This is a genomic window from Amphritea balenae, from assembly GCF_003858655.1.
In the GTDB taxonomy this organism is placed as follows: Bacteria; Pseudomonadota; Gammaproteobacteria; order Pseudomonadales; family Balneatricaceae; genus Amphritea; species Amphritea balenae.
This window is the reverse complement of sequence record NZ_RQXV01000001.1, coordinates 397,881-416,880: the sequence shown is the minus strand read 5'-3', so window position 1 is coordinate 416,880 and position 19,000 is coordinate 397,881. Positions and strand designations below refer to the sequence as shown.

The 19,000-nt window shown below is 47.8% G+C and carries 13 protein-coding genes and 1 tRNA gene; 4 read left to right on the top strand and 10 right to left on the bottom strand.

Going from position 1 to position 19,000, the window contains the following annotated elements; genetic code table 11:
* Positions 1-62 precede the first annotated feature (62 nt).
* Complete coding sequence (locus EHS89_RS01955; protein WP_124924419.1) at positions 63-764, top strand: MlaA family lipoprotein; 702 nt, start codon at positions 63-65, stop codon at positions 762-764.
* Positions 765-1,479: 715 nt separating this feature from the next.
* Here EHS89_RS01955 and tal read toward each other — a convergent pair.
* The 3 genes from tal to EHS89_RS01940 are packed head-to-tail and all read right to left on the bottom strand — an operon-like array spanning position 1,480 to position 3,700.
* Positions 1,480-2,436: a transaldolase gene (gene tal / locus EHS89_RS01950; protein ID WP_124924418.1), complete on the bottom strand. Its 957-nt coding sequence runs from the start codon at positions 2,434-2,436 to the stop codon at positions 1,480-1,482.
* 24 nt (positions 2,437-2,460) lie between these two features.
* Entirely contained in the window at positions 2,461-3,444 is a 984-nt protein-coding gene (dusA, locus tag EHS89_RS01945) for a tRNA dihydrouridine(20/20a) synthase DusA (protein WP_124924417.1), read from the bottom strand.
* Positions 3,445-3,484: 40 nt separating this feature from the next.
* A complete protein-coding gene (locus EHS89_RS01940) occupies positions 3,485-3,700 on the bottom strand; it encodes a hypothetical protein (RefSeq protein ID WP_124924416.1) in 216 nt (71 codons plus the stop codon).
* A gap of 604 nt (positions 3,701-4,304) precedes the next feature.
* Here EHS89_RS01940 and EHS89_RS01935 point away from each other — a divergent pair.
* Complete coding sequence (locus EHS89_RS01935) at positions 4,305-4,700, top strand: diacylglycerol kinase (RefSeq protein ID WP_124924415.1); 396 nt, start codon at positions 4,305-4,307, stop codon at positions 4,698-4,700.
* Here EHS89_RS01935 and EHS89_RS01930 read toward each other — a convergent pair.
* From EHS89_RS01930 to EHS89_RS01900, 7 genes are all read right to left on the bottom strand, one after another.
* A complete protein-coding gene (locus tag EHS89_RS01930) occupies positions 4,681-7,326 on the bottom strand; it encodes a nitrate reductase (protein WP_124924414.1) in 2,646 nt (881 codons plus the stop codon). The two genes, EHS89_RS01935 and EHS89_RS01930, sit on opposite strands and share 20 nt — an antisense overlap.
* A gap of 108 nt (positions 7,327-7,434) precedes the next feature.
* Positions 7,435-7,770: a nitrite reductase small subunit NirD gene (gene nirD / locus EHS89_RS01925; protein ID WP_124924413.1), complete on the bottom strand. Its 336-nt coding sequence runs from the start codon at positions 7,768-7,770 to the stop codon at positions 7,435-7,437.
* A 17-nt stretch (positions 7,771-7,787) separates the two neighbouring features.
* The gene (nirB, locus tag EHS89_RS01920; protein WP_124924412.1) at positions 7,788-10,334 is read right to left on the bottom strand and encodes a nitrite reductase large subunit NirB; all 2,547 of its coding nucleotides are present in this window, start codon (positions 10,332-10,334) and stop codon (positions 7,788-7,790) included.
* Positions 10,331-11,707: an NAD(P)/FAD-dependent oxidoreductase gene (locus EHS89_RS01915; protein WP_124924411.1), complete on the bottom strand. Its 1,377-nt coding sequence runs from the start codon at positions 11,705-11,707 to the stop codon at positions 10,331-10,333. Before EHS89_RS01915 ends, nirB begins: the two co-directional genes overlap by 4 nt.
* Positions 11,708-12,387: 680 nt before the next feature.
* Positions 12,388-14,148 (bottom strand): bifunctional protein-serine/threonine kinase/phosphatase, encoded by a 1,761-nt coding sequence (locus EHS89_RS01910; protein ID WP_229753500.1) that lies wholly within the window; start codon positions 14,146-14,148, stop codon positions 12,388-12,390.
* A gap of 124 nt (positions 14,149-14,272) precedes the next feature.
* Positions 14,273-15,742, bottom strand: a complete 1,470-nt coding sequence (locus tag EHS89_RS01905) for a NarK family nitrate/nitrite MFS transporter (RefSeq protein WP_124924410.1) — start codon at positions 15,740-15,742, stop codon at positions 14,273-14,275.
* A 466-nt stretch (positions 15,743-16,208) separates the two neighbouring features.
* Positions 16,209-16,805, bottom strand: coding sequence for an ANTAR domain-containing response regulator (locus tag EHS89_RS01900; protein ID WP_124924409.1), 597 nt, complete (start codon positions 16,803-16,805; stop codon positions 16,209-16,211).
* A 306-nt stretch (positions 16,806-17,111) separates the two neighbouring features.
* Between EHS89_RS01900 and gltX the strand changes: the two genes are divergently transcribed.
* Positions 17,112-18,611, top strand: coding sequence for a glutamate--tRNA ligase (gene gltX / locus EHS89_RS01895; protein ID WP_124924408.1), 1,500 nt, complete (start codon positions 17,112-17,114; stop codon positions 18,609-18,611).
* Between the two features lie 184 nt (positions 18,612-18,795).
* Positions 18,796-18,871 (top strand) — tRNA-Ala (locus EHS89_RS01890).
* Positions 18,872-19,000 lie beyond the last annotated feature (129 nt).

The window sequence follows — 19,000 nt, the reverse complement described above, 5'->3', positions numbered from 1 at the left end:
TTCCTCGAACTAATCTCGTTTCTATAGCACTATATCTACTCAGTGTTTTAGAGAGTTTGTTTATGCGCTTAATTAAAATACCATTTATCGCTGTCATATATTTTCTGGTCTTCTCGCTGGCCTCTCCGTTGGTTCTGGCTGAAAGTGAGACTGACCCCTGGGAAGGGTTTAACCGCACTGTATTTAGTTTTAATGACGGTCTTGACCGCTATGCGTTGAAGCCACTTGCTCAGGGTTATCAGCGGGTAACACCGGATATTGTTGAGGCCGGTGTGGGTAATTTTTTTGGCAACCTGGCCGATGTGGGTAGCTTGTTCAATAATGTATTGCAGTTAAAAGGTGAGGCGGCAGCACAGGATTTTGCGCGGGTAGTATTTAATAGTACCTTTGGCTTAGCGGGGCTTATTGATGTAGCTACACCTGTAGGGCTGCCTGAACATAAAGAAGATTTTGGGCAGACACTCGGTTACTGGGGGGTAGAGACCGGGCCTTACCTGGTATTGCCGTTTTTTGGTCCATCAAATATCCGTGATGGCATTGCAATAATACCCGACTCGATGGTCGACCCGGTTGGTGAGGTTGAGTCTATCCCTACCCGAAATCAACTTTATGCGCTGCGTATAGTCGATACCCGTGCCGAATTGCTGGCTGCTGAAGGGTTGCTGACGGGAGATCGCTATACGGCTATGCGGGATGCTTATATGCAGCGTCGTGAGTTTCTGGTAAATGATGGTGAAGCTGAGTTCGATGACGATCAGTTCTGATTTTGTTGTTGATGTTTTTTATAAGCGATTGGCTTAATGATATGTCATTTCCTGTGGCACATTTTATGTGTTTGAAATTTAAGACTATTTCCTATGGTTTTAAAGGGTGAGAGTATTAAACTAAATTTGTTGTTGCAGGAATAACGGATTGTAAGCTTCTCAGGGATACGAGATGCAGTAGCTGCTAATAACAGTTAAAAGAGTCAAAAGAGTCGCTAAGGGATATTGCGACTTTCGGCAAGGAAGCTGGTGAGGGCTCATGACGGGATGTCATAGAGCCCTTTTTATTGCTTGAACGTAGTGCATTTCCGATAAGCTCACTCTGAGCTTAACTTACTTTGGCTAACTTAAACTCAGTTAGTATTTTTATGTGTTCTTAGCATACCCCTTGGGTACTGTGATAATTGACGTTCCTTTAAAAGCGTTTGCACCACTGAGATCACCGAGAGCACAGAGGTTGAAAAAGTCGTACACCGGGCTTATCTTAGCTTCGTAAAGTAGCACGCCATTACCTTCTAAATTAAATTTCCCTCTATTCTTAACACGTGCCTTGGGTGCTGTGTTCTTACAGTTCTCTGTGTTTTTTGTGGTAAAAATTGAAGATCTTATACCGGGTGTACCCGATTCAGTAGGTGGTCGGCAGAGGAAAGAGTGGAGGGGGTAAAAGGAGGGCTCCCCCGATAGGCCGGGGGAGCTTAAGGTAGAACTGATATGTTTATAGTCGGCTTAGAATCTGTTCAAGCTTAGCCTGGTCAATGGCAAAGTTTCTGATTCCTTCGGCCAGCTTTTCAGTCGCCATAGCGTCTTCATTCATTGACCAGCGGAACAGTGTTTCACTGTTTTCTAACTTGCTATCGCTACAAACCGGGTTATCAGAAAACAGCTTCTGATCAAGTGGCAGGTTAGTCTCTGCTAGTTCGGTAATTAGCGCAGGGCTTATCGTTAAACGGTCACAGCCGGCTAACTGTCGAATCTCTTCGCTGTTCCGGAAACTGGCACCCATAACAACCGTGTCATAGCTGTGGGTTTTGTAGTAGTTAAATATCTTGCTTACCGATTGTACGCCTGGGTCTTTAGCACCTGAAAAGTCAGTGCCTTCAGGGCTGCTGGCTTTGTACCAGTCAAGAATGCGGCCAACAAAAGGTGAGATGAGGAACGCGCCAGCATCAGCGCAGGCGATAGCCTGTGAGAAGCCGAACAGTAGTGTCAGATTGCAGTTGATGCCTTCTTTTTCCAGTTGGCGTGCAGCTTCAATACCTTCCCAGGTTGATGCGATTTTAATAAGCACACGATCATTACTGATACCCGCTTCATTATATAAACCGATCAGTTTCTTGGCTTTTTCCACCGACGCTGAAGTGTCAAAAGACAAGCGGGCGTCCACCTCAGTTGAGATGCGACCTGGAATCAGCGACAGAATTTCACAGCCGGCCAGAACAGCCAGTTTGTCGGTCATATTGGTTAGCTGCTCACTGCTGCTGCCACCCTGAGTGAGTGCCCAGGCTTTTGCCTGCTCAAGGTAAGGGTGATATGCAGGATCCTGGCTGGCTTTTAGCAATAAAGAGGGATTGGTTGTCGCATCAACCGGTTTTAACTGACGAATAGCTTCAATATCACCTGTGTCGGCGACAATAGTTGTCATCTTTTTTAGCTGATCCAGCTGGCTTTCCATAAATAGTCTTCCTGTAATCTTGTCTTATTCGGTAACTTTAGCAACAGCTTGCTTCAATACATCCACATCTGCACCAGTGCGATGGGCATTCTCACTCAGATAACGGCGGAACTGACGGCCACCGCGTTGAGCATGAAACAGTCCAAGCAGGTGGCGGGTCATATGGCCCAGAAATACCCCCTGACGCAGTTGCTCCTCTATATAAGGGTACATCTGTTCAATAATTTCAATACGGCTTTTAGTGGCTGCGTCTGGATTATAAAGGGCATCCACTTCGGCCATCATATAAGGGTTATGATAGGCTTCCCGACCCACCATCACACCATCGGTATGTTGCAAATGAGTGCGACACTCTTCTAATGTTTTAATACCGCCATTGATCAGGATTTCAAGATCAGGGAATTCTTGCTTTATCTTATAAGCCCATTCATATTTCAAAGGCGGGATATCGCGATTTTCTTTGGGGCTTAAGCCTTTGAGTATTGCTTTTCTTGCATGAATGATAAAGGTTTTACAGCCTGATTCACTGACCGTGGCGACAAACTGATACAGCTGTTCGTAGCTGTCCATATCATCGATTCCCAGACGGTGTTTGACCGTCACAGGGATAGCAACGGCTTGTTGCATCTTATACAGGCACTCGGCAACTAGTTGAGGGTGTGCCATCAGGCAGGCACCGATCATATTATTCTGTACCCGGTCGCTCGGGCAGCCAACATTAAGGTTAACTTCGTTATAACCAAAATCTTCAGCCATGCGCGTACAGCGGGTTAGATCTTCAGGATTACTGCCGCCCAGTTGTAGTGCGACAGGCTGCTCTTCGGGATTAAAACGGAGGAAACGCTCATTATCGCCATGAATAAGTGCTCCAGTAGTTACCATCTCTGTATAGAGCACAGCGTTCTGGCTGATCAGGCGGTGAAAGTAGCGACAATGGCGGTCGGTCCATTCCATCATCGGGGCAACGCAAAATGTGCGTTTTAGGGGAGCTGAAGAGTAGTCGGACATCTGCCTGCTTACTTAAAATATCAATGAATCGTAAATGGGGTTATCGCTTAGATATTTCCCGCATCAGACCGCTCAGGTCAAGACCCTGAAGTTCGGCTAATTTTTCTATGTCAGACTGGCTACGCGGTGGTACTTTGCTTGCGGCCTTAATCGCCTGTTTCTTTTCAGCGGCTTTCAGTTTTAATTTTTCCTGCAAGCTATTTAGCTGTTCCAGGCTTAGAGTGCCCAGTTGATTATCTACTTCACTATTATTCATCAAAATAAAGTTTGTTCCAGATAAAACTCAATAATCCTTACTGCATCTGTTCAACATTCAACAGATTAAATACATCCGTGGAGGGGGTGAAACTATCAGTGTAAGTGCTTTCACAACAGGAGATATAAAAGTGCTTACACGAAAGTGAATCACCCGTGCACTATAGCACTGAAATAGTAAAAACTTAAACTGGGATAGTTGCGAATAGTGCAGTTAGGTCCTTTTTAAATGGTTCAGACTGAATAATTTTGAATCCGTTGCGCTCTTGAGGGATTTAGGTAAAAGTTGGCGGGTTTTGTCTCTGAGATAGAAAGCACCAGTGGCTCTATTTTCGGGGCGAAGCCGCAAGAAAAGTACCTCCTGCTATACCGCAGCTGAATCAGTTCCAATGTTAACGCTTCTCAAGCGCTTGATGATGATTTTTACTCTGGTTGTGAGTGTTTGTTCTGGGCCTCAGATCACATCTCCCTGTGATAATCACACAGGTAATGCTTTGCATTTTGCATGTTCGCTGGCCGGTATAAAGTCAGGAGAGCAAGGTAATAGTAAGCTTATAACTTTCATGTTTTAATGCGGGCTTCTCAAATCAAAAGTTATTCATCACATGCAACCGATTAAACAGACGGGTTTAAAGCGATTCTATTATGCGACTAAATATTCGTTGCAAGGTATTAGAGCTGCTTGGCGGGAAGAACCGGCTTTTCGCTATGAAGTTGCTGCGCTGCCGATTGTTATTCCCGCCGCGTTCTGGCTAGCGGAGTCAGGTCTGCAGCTAGCGCTACTCATTAGCTGTTGTATTTTTGTTCTGACATTTGAAATCGTTAACTCAGCGCTTGAAGCGGTCGTGGATCGCTGGGGGCCTGAGTACCATGAACTGGCCGGGCGTGCCAAAGATATGGGCTCCGCAGCAGTATTCATGATGTTGAATATGACCTGGATAGTCTGGGCCTGTGTTGCCTGGGACAACGGTTATCTGGACGTTATCCGAGCATCGCTTTGATTTCTGGCAGGCAGGAACCGCAGTTGCTGCCGCACTTAAGTTGCTCGGCTAGTTTTTCTGTACTATTTGCGCCTTTGTTAATAGCCTGACGGATCGTTTTCTCTCCCACTTCAAAACAGCTACAGATAACCGAACCGCAATCATCGCTGTTATCTATCGGTTTTCCTGCCAGCAGCGCCATTCGCTGGGCTGGAGTAGTGATCTCTTCATTGAACTCTTTACACAGCCAGTTTGCATTCGGCAGATACTCAGTAGAGCTAAAGAAAATTAATTCAGGCTTGTTATCAATAAAACTGATCTTACGATAATCTCCGGTTGAGCTTAAAGTAATAGTATCGGAACTGGTTGTAACCACCGAGCTGATCCATTGTTGCCAGTTTTCAGGCAGGGATGTGCCAGTCAGTTCATAGCGGTAACCCTGTTTGAGCGGGATTTTGCACCAGTATTCACAAGGTAAATCAGACAGCTCCTGGTTACAGATCAGTATGCCTTGCCAGGCTGTGTTAAGTTTATTAATTTTCACCGGGGCGTGCTTGCTTTCGGGCTGACCCGATACTCTTCCCCGTATGGGCGGCACCAGATTACCGACCCTGGCGGCTGCAGCGTAACGGTTATTCCAGTGGATGGGCATAAATACAGAGCCGGGTTGTTGCTCAGCCGTCACTTTCGCTTTTGCTACACAGTGCCCCAGCGCATTACTGACCTCAAGCAATGCATTTGTCTGAATGTTCAGGTGGTCAGCATCACTTGGAGAAATCTCTATGAAAGGCTGTTCAATATGTCTGAGTAGCTTTATCGCTTTAGCTGTACGGGTCATTGAGTGCCACTGGTCCCGGATACGCCCGGTGTTTAAAATATATGGGTACTCTGCACTAGCCTGATTGACAGGTAGCGTTGGACGCACGGTAACCATTAATGCCTTACCAGACAGCGTATTGAATTTTCCATCAGTAAATAACCTAGGACTACTTTTTGTAGTGCTGACAGCGGGCCATTGAACCGGTTCCAGATGATCGTACTGCTGTTCTGACAGAGTACTGAGGGCGGATATATTAAAGAGCCGTTTGCCCTCGTTTTTGAAGCCGGAAAGTGCGGCGTGTTCAGTAAAAATCTGCGCAGGATCGGTGAAATTGAAACCGTTTTTAAAGCCCATTGCTTGTGCCATGGAGCAGATGATCTGCCAGTCATGACGGCTTTTACCTGGCGCCATCAAAAAACTTTTCTGTCGTGATATCGTCCGCTCAGAGTTGGTCACTGTGCCGTTCTTTTCGCCCCAGCTGGTTGCCGGAAACAGGATGTCGGCGCACATAGTAGTATCAGTTTTTTCGACACAATCGGAGACTACAACCAGTTCGCATTGTTGTAATGCTTTTTGAATCAGGTTTGAGTCCGGCATGCTAACCACGGGATTGGTGCCCATAATCCAGATGGCTCTGATCTTTCTGTCTTTGACAGCGTTAAACATATCGACGGCTTTCAGGCCTTCTTTATGGGACATGTTAGGTGCTTGCCAGAACGTTTCGACCAGCTTGCTGTTACCTGGCTCACTGAAATCTATATGCGCAGCAATTTGATTAGCCAGTCCTCCAACTTCTCTACCGCCCATTGCATTAGGTTGTCCTGTAATAGAGAAAGGTGTTGCACCGGGCTTGCCAATTTTACCGCTGGCCAGATGGCAATTGATAATAGCATCGCCTTTATCGGCCCCCGTTGCTGACTGGTTAATACCTTGTGAGAAAAGGGTCACTGCTTTTGTGATGTTGCAGAACCAGTTGTAAAACTGTTGCAGATCATCGGGATCTAAGTTGCAGTGCTTTGCTACCTCTGAAGTATTGGGGGTCGCTTCCTGAGCGGCACTAAGTGCCGCATTAAAGCCCTGGATATGGTTAGCAATATACGTAGTATCCAGTCCGTTATTATCAGCCAAATAGCTTAACAGACCGGTAAACAGGTAGCTGTCACTACCGGGCTTCAGGGCAAGGTGAAGATCTGCAATATCGCAGGTTGCTGTGCGGCGAGGATCTACCACCACAATTTTCATTTGTGGACGTTTCTTTTTGGCTGCGACAATACGTTGATAAACGATCGGGTGTGTCCAGGCAGTATTGGAGCCTACTAGTATCACCAGGTCTGCCAGTTCCAGATCTTCATAGCAGCCGGGTACAAGGTCCGCACCAAAGGCGCGTTTATGAGCGGTGACAGCCGCAGACATGCAGAGACGAGAATTAGTATCTACATTACTGGAGCCGATAAAGCCTTTCATCAGCTTATTGGCGACATAGTAGTCTTCGGTCAGTAGCTGACCCGACAGATAAAAGGCGACGGAGTCCGGTCCATACTGTTCGATAACTTTGTTAAAGCCCTGAGCCGCTTTATTGATAGCCTGATCCCAGCTGACTGGTTGGCCGTTTATCTGAGGTTCAAGTAAGCGGCCACTATGACTGGTTGTTTCATGTAGTGCTGAGCCTTTTACGCAGAGCTTGCCCCGGTTGGCAGGATGTTGTTTATCGCCACTGACCGCAATCAACTGATTATTTTCTACCTTAGCTGTAACACCACAACCGACACCACAATAGGGGCAGGTTGTTGAAACAGTACAGCTATCTGGCTTAACCGATGCGTTCATGGTTGGCTTCCTTAGAGCGGGGGTGGAGACAAAAATTTAATGGCCAGGTCAGCCCGGTTGAGCAAACCGGGATACACTATTTATGGCAGGCATTATTAATGGGCGAAGTCAGATCAGGATCTCTACATTTCCATTTTCTATACGGGCGGGCCAGCTTGAAATACTCTGAGACTCATCTTCAAAGCAGCGGCCGCTGCGCAGGCAGAAGTGCTGTTTGTATACCGGGGAGGCCACGACAAGGTCCTCTCCTAAGGAGCCAACTAATCCTCGTGACAGCACATTCGCCTGACTGAAAGGGTCGGTATTAGCGATAGCAAATACCGCGTCTTGGCTTGGTAGGCAAAACAGGGCAACCTGTATCTCATTAACCAGAGCGCAGATGCCTGAATCCAGGACCAGATCTGTTTGCTTGCATACGGTTGTCCAGTGGGTTGAGCTAGTCATAATATTCTCCGGTTTCCTTAGCTGACCATCTTGATCGGTTGAGCGATAAGTTCAGCCTTTTCGTCCAGACGGGCAGGGCGAATCTGTTGCCGCTCTTCAACAAAAACGATGTTGTCATCGCTGGTTTCTGAATTGACGAAATGACGGAAACGCTTCAGGGCTTCAGGGCTCTGCAGTGTGGTTTTCCATTCACACTGATAGCTTTCAATTACCTGCTTCATCTGCTCCGCAAGCTCGTCATTCAGACTGAGGGAGTCATTAATAATGACCTGTTGCAGGTAGTCTAATCCGCCTTCCAGATTATCCATCCAGACAGAGGTTCGTTGTAAACGATCGGCGGTTTTGATGTAAAACATCAGAATGCAATCGATGTAACGAATCAGGGTATCTTTATCGAGATCGGTGGCAAACAGGTCACCATGGCGGGGTTTCATGCCGCCATTACCACACACATAAAGGTTCCAGCCATTTTCCGTGGCGATGACGCCAATATCCTTACTCTGGGCTTCGGCGCATTCACGGGTACAACCGGATACAGCAAACTTAATTTTGTGTGGTGCGCGAAGGCCCTTGTATCGATCCTCTAGCTCTATTGCCAGTCCGGCACTGTCATCAACACCAAAACGGCACCAGGTACTGCCAACACAGGATTTGACGGTACGCAAAGACTTACCGTAGGCGTGGCCGGTTTCAAAACCGGAATCTATCAGTTCCTGCCAGATAGGTGGCAGCTGCTCTAAGCGCGCACCAAACAGGTCAACCCGCTGACCGCCGGTTATCTTGGTGTAGAGGTTATATTTTTTCGCTACCTGGCCCAGTGCGATCAGCTTATCGGGAGTGATCTCACCGCCGGGTACCCTGGGAACAATCGAATAGGTACCGTCTTTTTGCATGTTTGCCATGAAGGTATCGTTCGTATCCTGCAGGCTGACATTGCTCTCCGTGAGAATGTAGTCGTTCCAGCAAGAGGCCAGAATGTTACCAACAGCCGGGCGACAAATTTCACAACCATGGCCCTGGCCATGCTTAGCTAGCAGTTCGCTAAAGCTTCGAATACCTTCTACCCGAATCAGGTTGTAAAGGTCCTGCCGGGTATGAGGAAAGTGCTCACAGATATCACGATTGACTTCGATACCCAGCTCTTCCAGCTCATGGTTAACCAGATCTGTTACCAGTGCTGCACAACCACCACAGCCGGTGGCCGCTTTAGTGGCACCCTTAACATCACCGATGGTGCAGCAGCCGCCATCGATAGCGGCGCGGACATCGCCTTTAGTCACGTCGTGGCAAGAACAGACCTGGGCTGTCTCCGGCAGGGCTGCAACCCCCAGCCCCGTCTGTTGATCGTCACCCCGGTTGGGTAGAATCAGGCTATCCGGGAATTCCGGTAGATGGATACCGTTAAGCATGTACTGCAGTAATGTACCGTACTCTTCTGCATCGCCAACCAGAATGGCACCGAGTAATAGTTTATTATCTTCGGAGACCACCAGCTTTTTATAGACTTCGGTCTGCTCGTCAATAAAGGTGTAGTTACGGCTGCCCGGAGTCCGACCATGGGCATCACCAATACTGGCGACATCGACACCCATCAGTTTTAACTTAGTGCTCATATCTGCACCGGTAAAACTACCAGAGCCTTCGATAAGGTGTGTCACCGCCACTTTGGCCATCTGGTTACCCGGCGCGACCAGGCCAAATATCTGTTTATTCCATAGTGCACATTCACCGATCGCATAAATATCCGGATCAGAGGTTTGACACTGATTATTGATGACAATACCACCGCGTTCACCGGTTTCCAGGTCGCACTGACGGGCGAGTTCGTCTCTTGGGCGAATACCGGCAGAAAATAGAATAAGGTCGGTTTCCAGTACTTCGCCATCGGCAAAGTTCATTTTATGGAAGTGGTTTTCACCATCGTCAATCAGCTGAGTGTTTTTCTCGGTATGAACCTTTACGCCCAGCTCTTCGATCTTGTGGCGCAGCATTGCACCACCACCATCGTCCAGCTGCACGGCCATCAGGCGTGGTGCAAATTCAACTACATGGGTCTCTAGCCCCAGGTCCGTCAGTGCTTTAGCAGCTTCAAGACCCAGTAGCCCGCCACCTACCACGACGCCAACTTTAGATTTTTCTGCCACGGCTGCAATGGCATCGAGATCGTCGATGGTGCGGTATACCAGGCACTGTTGACGGTCATGTCCGGGTACTGGCGGTACAAAAGGAAATGATCCAGTGGCCAGTACCAGTTTATCGTAGGCAAGCTCAGTGCCTTTATCCGTGGTCACAGATTTATTATCACGATCGATAGCGCTGACTTTTTCGCCAGTCAGCACATTCAGTCCCCAGTTGCGATACATTTCTGCATCGCCCATTGCCAGATCTTCGGCACTGGAACCTGAAAAATAGGCGCTCAGATGGACCCGGTCGTATGCCAGACGGGTTTCTTCACAAAATACGGTGATCTCAAATTGTTCCAGCTGGCCGCTGTCTGCGATGCTTTGCAGAAACTGATGGCCTACCATGCCGTTACCGGCGACGACTAATTTAGTTTTACTCATTGAATAACTCCTGTTGCCAGGCTGGCTTTTGGTACGGAAGGGGGTGTATCAGTACCTTGTGAAATTAATGGGGAAGCTGGTTCCGGGTTTAAGCGGGGGCTTGATCCGGGGGTTGATTCGAAGCTGCAATATTGCTTGCCAAAAATCAGATCAGGCACCATGTGTTGCACAGGCTTTTGTTGCTGTATCAGGTCAAAATACCAGTTGCCATCATGTACCAATCCGTACAGTACGACGCCAACCAGTTTTTGTTCCCGAAACAGTAATTTCCGGTAGCTGTTTTGTTTAGGGTCGTGACAGGTAAGGGACTGAGTGTCTTCGGCATCGATAAACTCTCCCGCCGAAAACAGGTTTATTCCTGACACTTTTAATTTTGTTGCGCAGGGTTTTACGCTGAAGCGGCTAGCAGTTCCTTCGGTTAGCTGATCAGCCAGAATTCCGGCCTGGTCCCATAAGGGGGCTACCAGTCCAAAGGTGTGTTTGCCAAACTGGGTGCATTCTCCCAGAGCATAAATATTCGGGTGAGAGCTCTGCAGCTGATGATTAACTAAAATACCCCGTTCACATTCGATACCGCTGGATTTCGCCAGGCTGTGATTGGGTGAAACGCCGATGGCGATAACCGCCATATCGGTTGCGATTTTAAGATTATTATCGAGGCAGATATGTGTTAAAGGCTTAGTGTCTGGGACTGGCACTTCAGGGCCTGTACAGTCAGAGCTCTCACCGGAAAATTTAATGGCCTCGGCGTTAAGTAATACCTTGATACCTCTGGCTTCCAGTTCATTTTGTAGCAATTTACCGGCACATTCGTCGAGCTGTCGGTTCATTAGCCATTGGCCGCGATGTACAACGGTTACCTCGATTCCGGACTGGCGTAGCGCTGAGGCTGCTTCTAAACCCAGTAGTCCGCCGCCAAGCACCGTGGCGTGGCGAGAAACTGAAGCCTGACTCAGGATCTGATCAACATCTTTCAGGTTACGAAAGCTACAAATACCACTGAGGCCGGTGTTTTTTGCTGCGGTTGGAATAATGGGTTGTGAGCCTGTTGCCAGCACCAGCTTGTCATAGCTGAATATTGTGCCTGCCAGACTGGTAAGGCATTGCTTATCGTGATCGATAGTGGTGATAGGGTCACCACTGTGCAGAGTGATACCCTGGTCAAGATACCATTCCTTTGAGTGGGTGATGATTTCATCTTTGGTCATCTCTCCGGCTAATACCGGAGACAACATAATCCGGTTGTAGTTACCGCAGCCTTCAGCGCCAAATACGGTGATACGGTATTGCTCAGAATTCCGCTTTAGAATCTCGTCCAGTAACCGGCCGCTGGCCATGCCATTACCGATAATGATGAGGTGTGGTTTAGTCATGACAAAATTCCAAAAAAAATGGCGTACCACTCCTGGGTACACGGGTGCGTAGTACCTGGGGTGGACGCCATTGTCCAAATAAATATGAGAAGTCCGGGGAAGGTTTGAATAAGTCCGTTATGTTCTCTGCGGGTTATAGAACGGTCAGCTGCGCGAAAGACAGTGCAGAGAAATGTCTAGACCTTTTCAAACTGTCTGACAATGTAGATGACCGTTCTAGAGCCAGCCCCTTCTTATAAAAAGAAGGGGGCATTCAGAGAGATCAGAGTTCTGCGTTAACAATTTTCAACGTACAACCAGTATGTTTGTAATTGTTGCCTTGATCTCCATTCTCTCTGAAAGCCAGAGGTGTAACAGATTTATTCACACATTCCCTTTGATAGACAGGTTATATATAGCAGGGGACGTGCCATAAAGATTAAAGTTTCTTATAAATCAAAGCTTTAACTTTAGTTTTGTCTTTCTTTGCTCAAGTTAAAACCATATATCTTGTTTTATTGCGCACCAAAAGGCTGTGAGTCTGAGCAGTACGCACCCCATTGGTGCTGGCTGACGGTTATAGTCTGCAGTAAAGGTAAATCAGGTTGGAAGACTGGAGAAAGCAAAGGGCTTTATACAGTTTAATCATCGAAGTAAGAGCGCGAACGCTCTGTAAAGCCTGGCGCCGAAGAATAGCCTGTTTAATGGTAAAGACTGTTGGCCAGTTGAAGCAGGTTGGCGGCTAACAAAATGACACTGAGAGCTTTCCAGACCAGTAGAGGGTTTTTACTAATGAGGGGTTGCTTGCTGATTCCTTGTGCAAGCGTCTGGTTAGGTGAGCTGAAATCCTGAATAAATTCTGACAGTGCCTGGTAGCGATGTATCGGGTTAGGTTGCAGGGCTTTTTTCAGGCAACCTTCCATCCACAGTGGCAGGTCCTTGCGCTGATGCAGGGCCGGCAGATACTGTAACTCGCCATAGTTATCGATGCTGACTTGTTTTACTGGTTGTTCCTTAAAAGGGAGAGTGCCGGTGAGCATTTCATAACTTATTACCGCCAGTGAGAAAAGATCAGAACGAAAACTGCCCCGTTCTCCCATCAGGTATTCCGGTGCGATATAGTTTACTGAACCCTGGGGTATCGATTTGTCCAGTGGCGTACCCAGCTCGCTGACGCCTGCAATCAGAACGGTACCGAAATCGAGGATCTTAATCTGGCCGTCACGGTTAAGCATGATATTTTCTGGCTTAAGGTCCTGATGCACCATATCCTGTCGCTGAAATGCACGAAGCCCTTTAATCGCCTGGCGAATTATGGGACGGATCTCTTCTAGCGCTGGCTTAGGATGATCATCCATCCACTGTCGCAGATTAATGCCTTCAATATACTCGCCCAGATAATAGAGAAATTGTTTTTCTCTTGCAGGCTTAAAGGTCTTCATCACATTGGGATGATCAATTTTTTGCCCAACCCACTCCTCGCGGACGAAACCATCCAGATAAACAGGATCATCGGTAAAATTGGTGGATGGGGCTTTGAGAGTATAAATTTCACCTGATGTCAGATCTCTGACTTTATACATATGGCTGCGGGTACCGCTGAATATAACCTCCAGAACCTCATAGTCATCGATCCTGTTTCCCACCTTCAAAACTGGTGGAATAGGAAGTTGAGTCAGCCTGCGGTGGGTTTCATCCAGTGTTTCGGCGGGTAACTGATCGATGCTGATTAAAAGTACAGTCAGGTTATCATCGCTGCCGTTTGCAAGAGCCTGTTCAATCAGATTACGGGCCAGAGATTCAAGGTTTGTTTCGGTTGCCTGGTTTAAATGGCTTTTTATCTCTTTGTTGCTCAGGAATTCGTGCACGCCATCGGTACTGAGCATCAACAGATCGCCAGCTTTCAGGTCATGCTGCGAAAAGTCGACATCCAGGTGGCGGTCTGCTCCCAGGGCGCGTGCCAGGTAGCTCCGCCCCCGTTCTGTTCGGGTGTGATCGGTGGTCAGTTGTTCCAGCTGTCCACTTTGATAGTGATAGACCCGTGAGTCGCCAACATGAAAAGCATAAAGAGTACTGGATTTGATGATCAGTGCTGAAAACGTCGTTAGCATACTGTCACGGTGCATTGGCAGTCCGCTGTTCTGTTGATACAGCCAACTATTTAACCCGGTCATGATGCGGGATACCGATTGTTTTACACTCCAGCTTTCGGGGGTGCTGAAGTAGTCTTCAATAAAGCTGGTGACCGATGTCTGGCTGGCTATATGAGAGTCTTCACAGCTACTTACACCGTCTGCGATAGCAGCAACCGCACCTTTAAAGAGGCTGCTGTTGTCTTTAGGCAGATGTGCGGCAAAGGCATCCTGATTAAGTGCTTTCTTGCCAGCGGTTGAATAACCACCAAAACGCACCTGAAGTGCGTTATTGGTGCCTCTGTTAATGCTCGCTTTTGCTGTCATCATTTACCTGCCTGTAACGCTTTTTAAAACAGACGATAGCTGCTCTACTGAAGTAGGGCAGCTATCAGGTTCCCCATTTTTATAAGGGAGTTATAAGGGAAGACTCATAGCGTAAATCATGGGTTGATCAGGTAACGCTGATCAGCTCAACGGTACCGTCTTCGTTTACCTCAGCAATATGACCCTTAGGTTCTTCCAGGAATAACAGAGTGATGAAGCCCAGAACGGCGGTAGCCGCGATAACCATAAAGAAGGTTTGGTAGCTAACCATGGAAAGTACGGTGAGGTAGAACACGGCGCCCACATTACCGTAAGCTCCGGTCATACCCGCAACCTGGCCAGTGAGGCGGCGTTTGATTAGCGGTACTACGGCAAAGACTGCGCCTTCGCCGGCCTGAACGAAGAAAGAACAGGCCATTGCCGCAGCAACAGCAACAACAATAGGCCAGCTGCTATCGATCATCGACATCACGGCATAACCTACCGACAGTCCAGCAGTCAGTATGAGCAAGGTCTTCTTGCGCCCGAAACGGTCGCTGATCCAGCCGCCGCCAGGACGTGACATCAGGTTCATAAACGCATAGGCCGAGGCTAGCAGGCCAGCAACCACCATATCCAGTTCAAACACATCGGCGAAGAACAATGGCAGCATGGAAACCACCGCCAGTTCAGAGCCGAAGGTGGCAAAGTAGAGGATATTCAGCACAGCTACCTGCTTAAATTTATACTGCTCAATTTCAGGTACCGGGGTAATGAATATTTCACGGTTAACGTTATAGGCGCTGTAACAGTCATAAACAAAAATCACTGCCAGTGCGACATAGATAGCCAACGCAGCGACATCGCTGAGAATGTTGACTCCGGCTGGAGATAGCTTCCAGGTCAGCAGGGCGAGGGCGGCATACATCGGAATCTTCATTATAAGAAGGAAGTAGAAGTCGCCTTTGCTGGTCACTTCAAGGCCGCCAATCTTTTTCGGCTTAAAGTAAGTTGAGCCTTTTGGCGTATCGGTTACATTTTTGTACCAGATAAAGCTGAATACCAGGCTGATCAGGCCGGTCAGGCCGACAGCATAACGCCAGCCGTCTTCACCGCCGAACAGTAGGGCTAGCGTAGGCAGGCTCATCGCCGCCGCCGCAGAGCCAAAGTTGCCCCAGCCACCGTAGATACCTTCAGCGGTACCCAGCTCATTGGCGGGAAACCATTCACTTACCATGCGGATGCCGACCACAAAACCGGCACCGACAAAACCCAGTAGGAAGCGTGAAATTGCCGCTTCGGCAAAGTTATCGGCCAGAGCAAACATAAAGCAGGGGATGCTGGCCAGAAAAAGCAGGGTGGCATAAGTAATACGCGGACCATACTTGTCGGTCAGCATACCGACTATTATCCGCGCTGGAATAGTCAGCGCGACGTTAAGAATAAGCAGGGTTTTGATCTCTGACGTGGTTAGCCCCAGCGATTCAGCAATAGCGCCCAGTAGCGGGGCATGGTTGAACCAGACGAAGAAAGTGATGAAGAAAGCGATCCAGCTGAAATGCAGGATCTTCATCTTTCCGGTAAAGGAAAAGATATTAAGTTTGGAGGTATCACTCATATTGGTTGCCTCTTAGTAAAAGTGAAAATTTTTAAAGCAAAAAAAAAGCGCCCGGAGCTGTCGCTTTAATCGGAAGCTTCGGACGCTGTTGTCCTGTTTCGGGCAGTTTACAGAGCGGGTAGTGGAGCTGTTCTGAAATAGGGCCCGTTAAATTGTGTGTCTTTGATATAGGTAGAGCACAGCTTGTGCCATGTTTTATAACTTGTTGATATTTAATAATAAAATTATTTGTTAAGATGGTTGGTTGATGTTTTTGTGCACGGGGGTAACGCAGGATTCAGGGGCATTGCACCAAATTACAACCAAAACTCATGGGCTGTTTTTTTGTTGATACGAGGTTGATGGGCTATTTAAAAGAAGTAAAAAAGACCGCCATGAAGGCGGTCAAGGATCTTACTGATGGAAAATTGTCTGTTTTTGTAATGTTCTGTTGGTTGGGTTGGCTGACAAGTATTTGATACAAGCGTTAATCCAGCATCTTTAGTACGGAGATAATATTTTTAGCCACAGATGTCATCGCTTGGCCATTATCCATCGCCATTTTGCGCATCGCGCTGTAAGCCTGTTCTTCGTTGCAGTTCTGATGCTTCATTATCAGCCGTTTGGCCTGATCAAGCTGCTTGCGATCCTGCAGTTCGCCCTTCACATCGTCTAGTTCAATTCGTAACGCCTGTAGCTCATGGAAACGGGCTGCTGCAGCGCTCATGATGGGTTGAATGCGGTCAGCGCTCATGCCATCTACCACGTAAGCGCTAACGCCTGCTTTAATCGCCTGCCCGATGGTTTCGCTATCGCCTTCTTCAGCAAACATAACCACTGGCCGTGGGATATGGCTGTGCAGGGATGCCATATGCTCAAGTACAAACTGATCGGGGGAGTTTAGTTCAATAATGATAATGTCGGGTGCCAACTGCTCAACCCGATTGATCAGACCTTCAGTACTCTGCAGGCGGCAGACAACCTCGTAACCCTGGCTACTCAGAGTCTGCTCCAGAATGCTGGAGCGGTCAGAATTCTGATCAATGATTAAAACCCGTTCGGTATTTCTCTCAGCGGTAGTCATATAACACTTCTACTTTACTCAATGATGCGGATCCGTTGTTTGTTCTGACCCGTTATATCTACTTTATAGGCAGGTTCTTGTTCTTGCTTTTATTCCTGCGCTTATTCTTATGAGTGCAGTAATTGTGCCAGTCAAAATAGCCATGTTTTGGGCTATATTGCGCTCTAATGGTGCGTTTATGGGGGAATAGGAGATGTTTGCCTTGAGCTGGTGCTCGACAAAGCTGATTCAAATATAGGCGGCCGGGAGTCAAGCAGGTATAATGCGCAGCAATTTCTTTTAATCATTCTGGATGCATATTTTCTGATGACTGTACGTACTCGTATCGCACCGTCTCCAACCGGTGATCCGCATGTAGGCACCGCCTATATTGCACTGTTCAATATGGCTTTTGCGCGTCAACATGGCGGTGAATTCATTCTGCGTATTGAAGATACCGATCAGACTCGTAGCACCGCGGAATCAGAACAGATGATTCTGGATTCTTTACGTTGGCTGGGACTGGAGTGGGCGGAAGGACCGGATAAGCCGGGGCCGCATGGCCCATATCGTCAGAGTGAACGGGGTGACATTTACCAGAAGTACACTCAGCAACTGCTGGACGAAGGTAAAGCGTTCAAGTGTTACCGTACAGCTGAAGAGTTAGATCAGTTGCGAAATCAGCGTCGTGAAGCAGGTCTTCAGGGGGCTATGAAAGAGAGCGATCTAGCTCTCTCGACAGAAGAAGTAGCTAAGCGTGAAGCGGCTAACGAGCCTTACGTTGTGCGGATGAAGGTGCCTGAAGAGGGTGTCTGCGTATTTGATGATATGTTGCGCGGTGCTATTGAAGTTGAATGGTCTCAGGTAGATTGTCAGATTCTGATGAAATCAGACGGCATGCCAACTTACCACCTGGCTAACGTAGTGGATGATCACCTGATGGAGATCACCCATGTATTACGAGGTGAAGAGTGGATCAGCTCCGCACCTAAGCATCAGTTGCTGTACAAATACTTTAATTGGGAAATGCCCCAGTTGTGCCATATGCCATTGCTGCGTAACCCTGATAAGTCGAAGCTGTCTAAGCGTAAAAACCCGACCAGTATCATCTATTACAAGCGTATGGGCTACATGGCTGAAGCGCTACTGAACTATCTGGCACGTATGGGCTGGTCTATGCCGGATGAGCGTGAAAAGTTCAGCCTGGATGAGATGATTGAAAACTTCGACGTAAACCGTGTGTCTCTGGGTGGTCCGATCTTTGATCAGGAGAAACTGAGCTGGTTAAACGGTATGTGGATTCGCGAAGAGCTGAGCGATGAGCAGTTTGCCGTTGAGTTCCAGAAGTGGGCGCTGAACCCGGAATACCTGATGCAGATTATCCCACTGATCAAACAGCGGGTTGAAAAGTTTACCGATGTTGCACCGGTTTCCTCCTTCCTGTTGTCGGGCATGCTGCCAATTACTGCAGAGAGTTTTGAGCATAAGAAACTACTACTGGAAGATACTCGTCGTATTCTGCAGTTCGCTTCCTGGATGTTGGATGCTGAGCAGAACTGGAATAAAGATCATCTGTTTAGCCAGTTTAAAGCATTAGGCGAAGCAATGGACTTTAAGATCCGTGACGTACTGTTCCCTATCTTTGTCGCTATTGCTGGTACCAGCCAGAGCGTTTCTGTGGTGGATTCTATGCAGATTCTCGGCCCGGACATGAGTCGTGCTCGCGTACGTCATGCTCTTAACACAGTGGGTGGACCTTCGAAGAAGGAAGCTAAGCGTTGGGAAAAAGAGTACCGCGAAGTCGCCAAGGTGTTAGCTGAAGCCTGAAGTTAAAACCGCTTAGAACCTCATTTAAAGCCCTGCTTAAAGTTCTTCTTATGGTAGAACCTGGCAGGGCTTTTTTGTGCCTGATATAAACAGTTGAAAAGGCAGAAAGTTTTGGTGCTTATTTAGCGCTAACTTAGCTTGACAGTATTGGGACTGAACATTAATATAGCCTCCGTCTTGTGTTGGGGCCTTAGCTCAGCTGGGAGAGCGGTTCGCTGGCAGCGAACAGGTCAGCGGTTCGATCCCGCTAGGCTCCACCAATTTCAAGTCCAAATTGATACAAGATCGTCTTTGAAGCCCGCTATTAGCGGGCTTTTTCGTTTATACTGTGTCCAACGTAGTCCAATAAGATGCCCCCTCATCCGGGCACATTAGGGGGCATATACGGG

Excerpts from the sequence above, each read along its gene's own strand:
- EHS89_RS01915 (WP_124924411.1), bottom strand. The coding sequence starts at position 11,707 with ATGACTAAACCACACCTCATCATTATCGGTAATGGCATGGCCAGCGGC.
- tal (WP_124924418.1), bottom strand. The coding sequence starts at position 2,436 with ATGGAAAGCCAGCTGGATCAGCTAAAAAAGATGACAACTATTGTCGCC.
- nirD (WP_124924413.1), bottom strand. The coding sequence starts at position 7,770 with ATGACTAGCTCAACCCACTGGACAACCGTATGCAAGCAAACAGATCTG.
- dusA (WP_124924417.1), bottom strand. The coding sequence starts at position 3,444 with ATGTCCGACTACTCTTCAGCTCCCCTAAAACGCACATTTTGCGTTGCC.
- gltX (WP_124924408.1), top strand. The coding sequence starts at position 17,112 with ATGACTGTACGTACTCGTATCGCACCGTCTCCAACCGGTGATCCGCAT.
- EHS89_RS01955 (WP_124924419.1), top strand. The coding sequence starts at position 63 with ATGCGCTTAATTAAAATACCATTTATCGCTGTCATATATTTTCTGGTC.
- EHS89_RS01935 (WP_124924415.1), top strand. The coding sequence starts at position 4,305 with ATGCAACCGATTAAACAGACGGGTTTAAAGCGATTCTATTATGCGACT.
- EHS89_RS01910 (WP_229753500.1), bottom strand. The coding sequence starts at position 14,148 with ATGATGACAGCAAAAGCGAGCATTAACAGAGGCACCAATAACGCACTT.
- EHS89_RS01940 (WP_124924416.1), bottom strand. The coding sequence starts at position 3,700 with ATGAATAATAGTGAAGTAGATAATCAACTGGGCACTCTAAGCCTGGAA.
- EHS89_RS01900 (WP_124924409.1), bottom strand. The coding sequence starts at position 16,805 with ATGACTACCGCTGAGAGAAATACCGAACGGGTTTTAATCATTGATCAG.
- nirB (WP_124924412.1), bottom strand. The coding sequence starts at position 10,334 with ATGAGTAAAACTAAATTAGTCGTCGCCGGTAACGGCATGGTAGGCCAT.
- EHS89_RS01930 (WP_124924414.1), bottom strand. The coding sequence starts at position 7,326 with ATGAACGCATCGGTTAAGCCAGATAGCTGTACTGTTTCAACAACCTGC.
- EHS89_RS01905 (WP_124924410.1), bottom strand. The coding sequence starts at position 15,742 with ATGAGTGATACCTCCAAACTTAATATCTTTTCCTTTACCGGAAAGATG.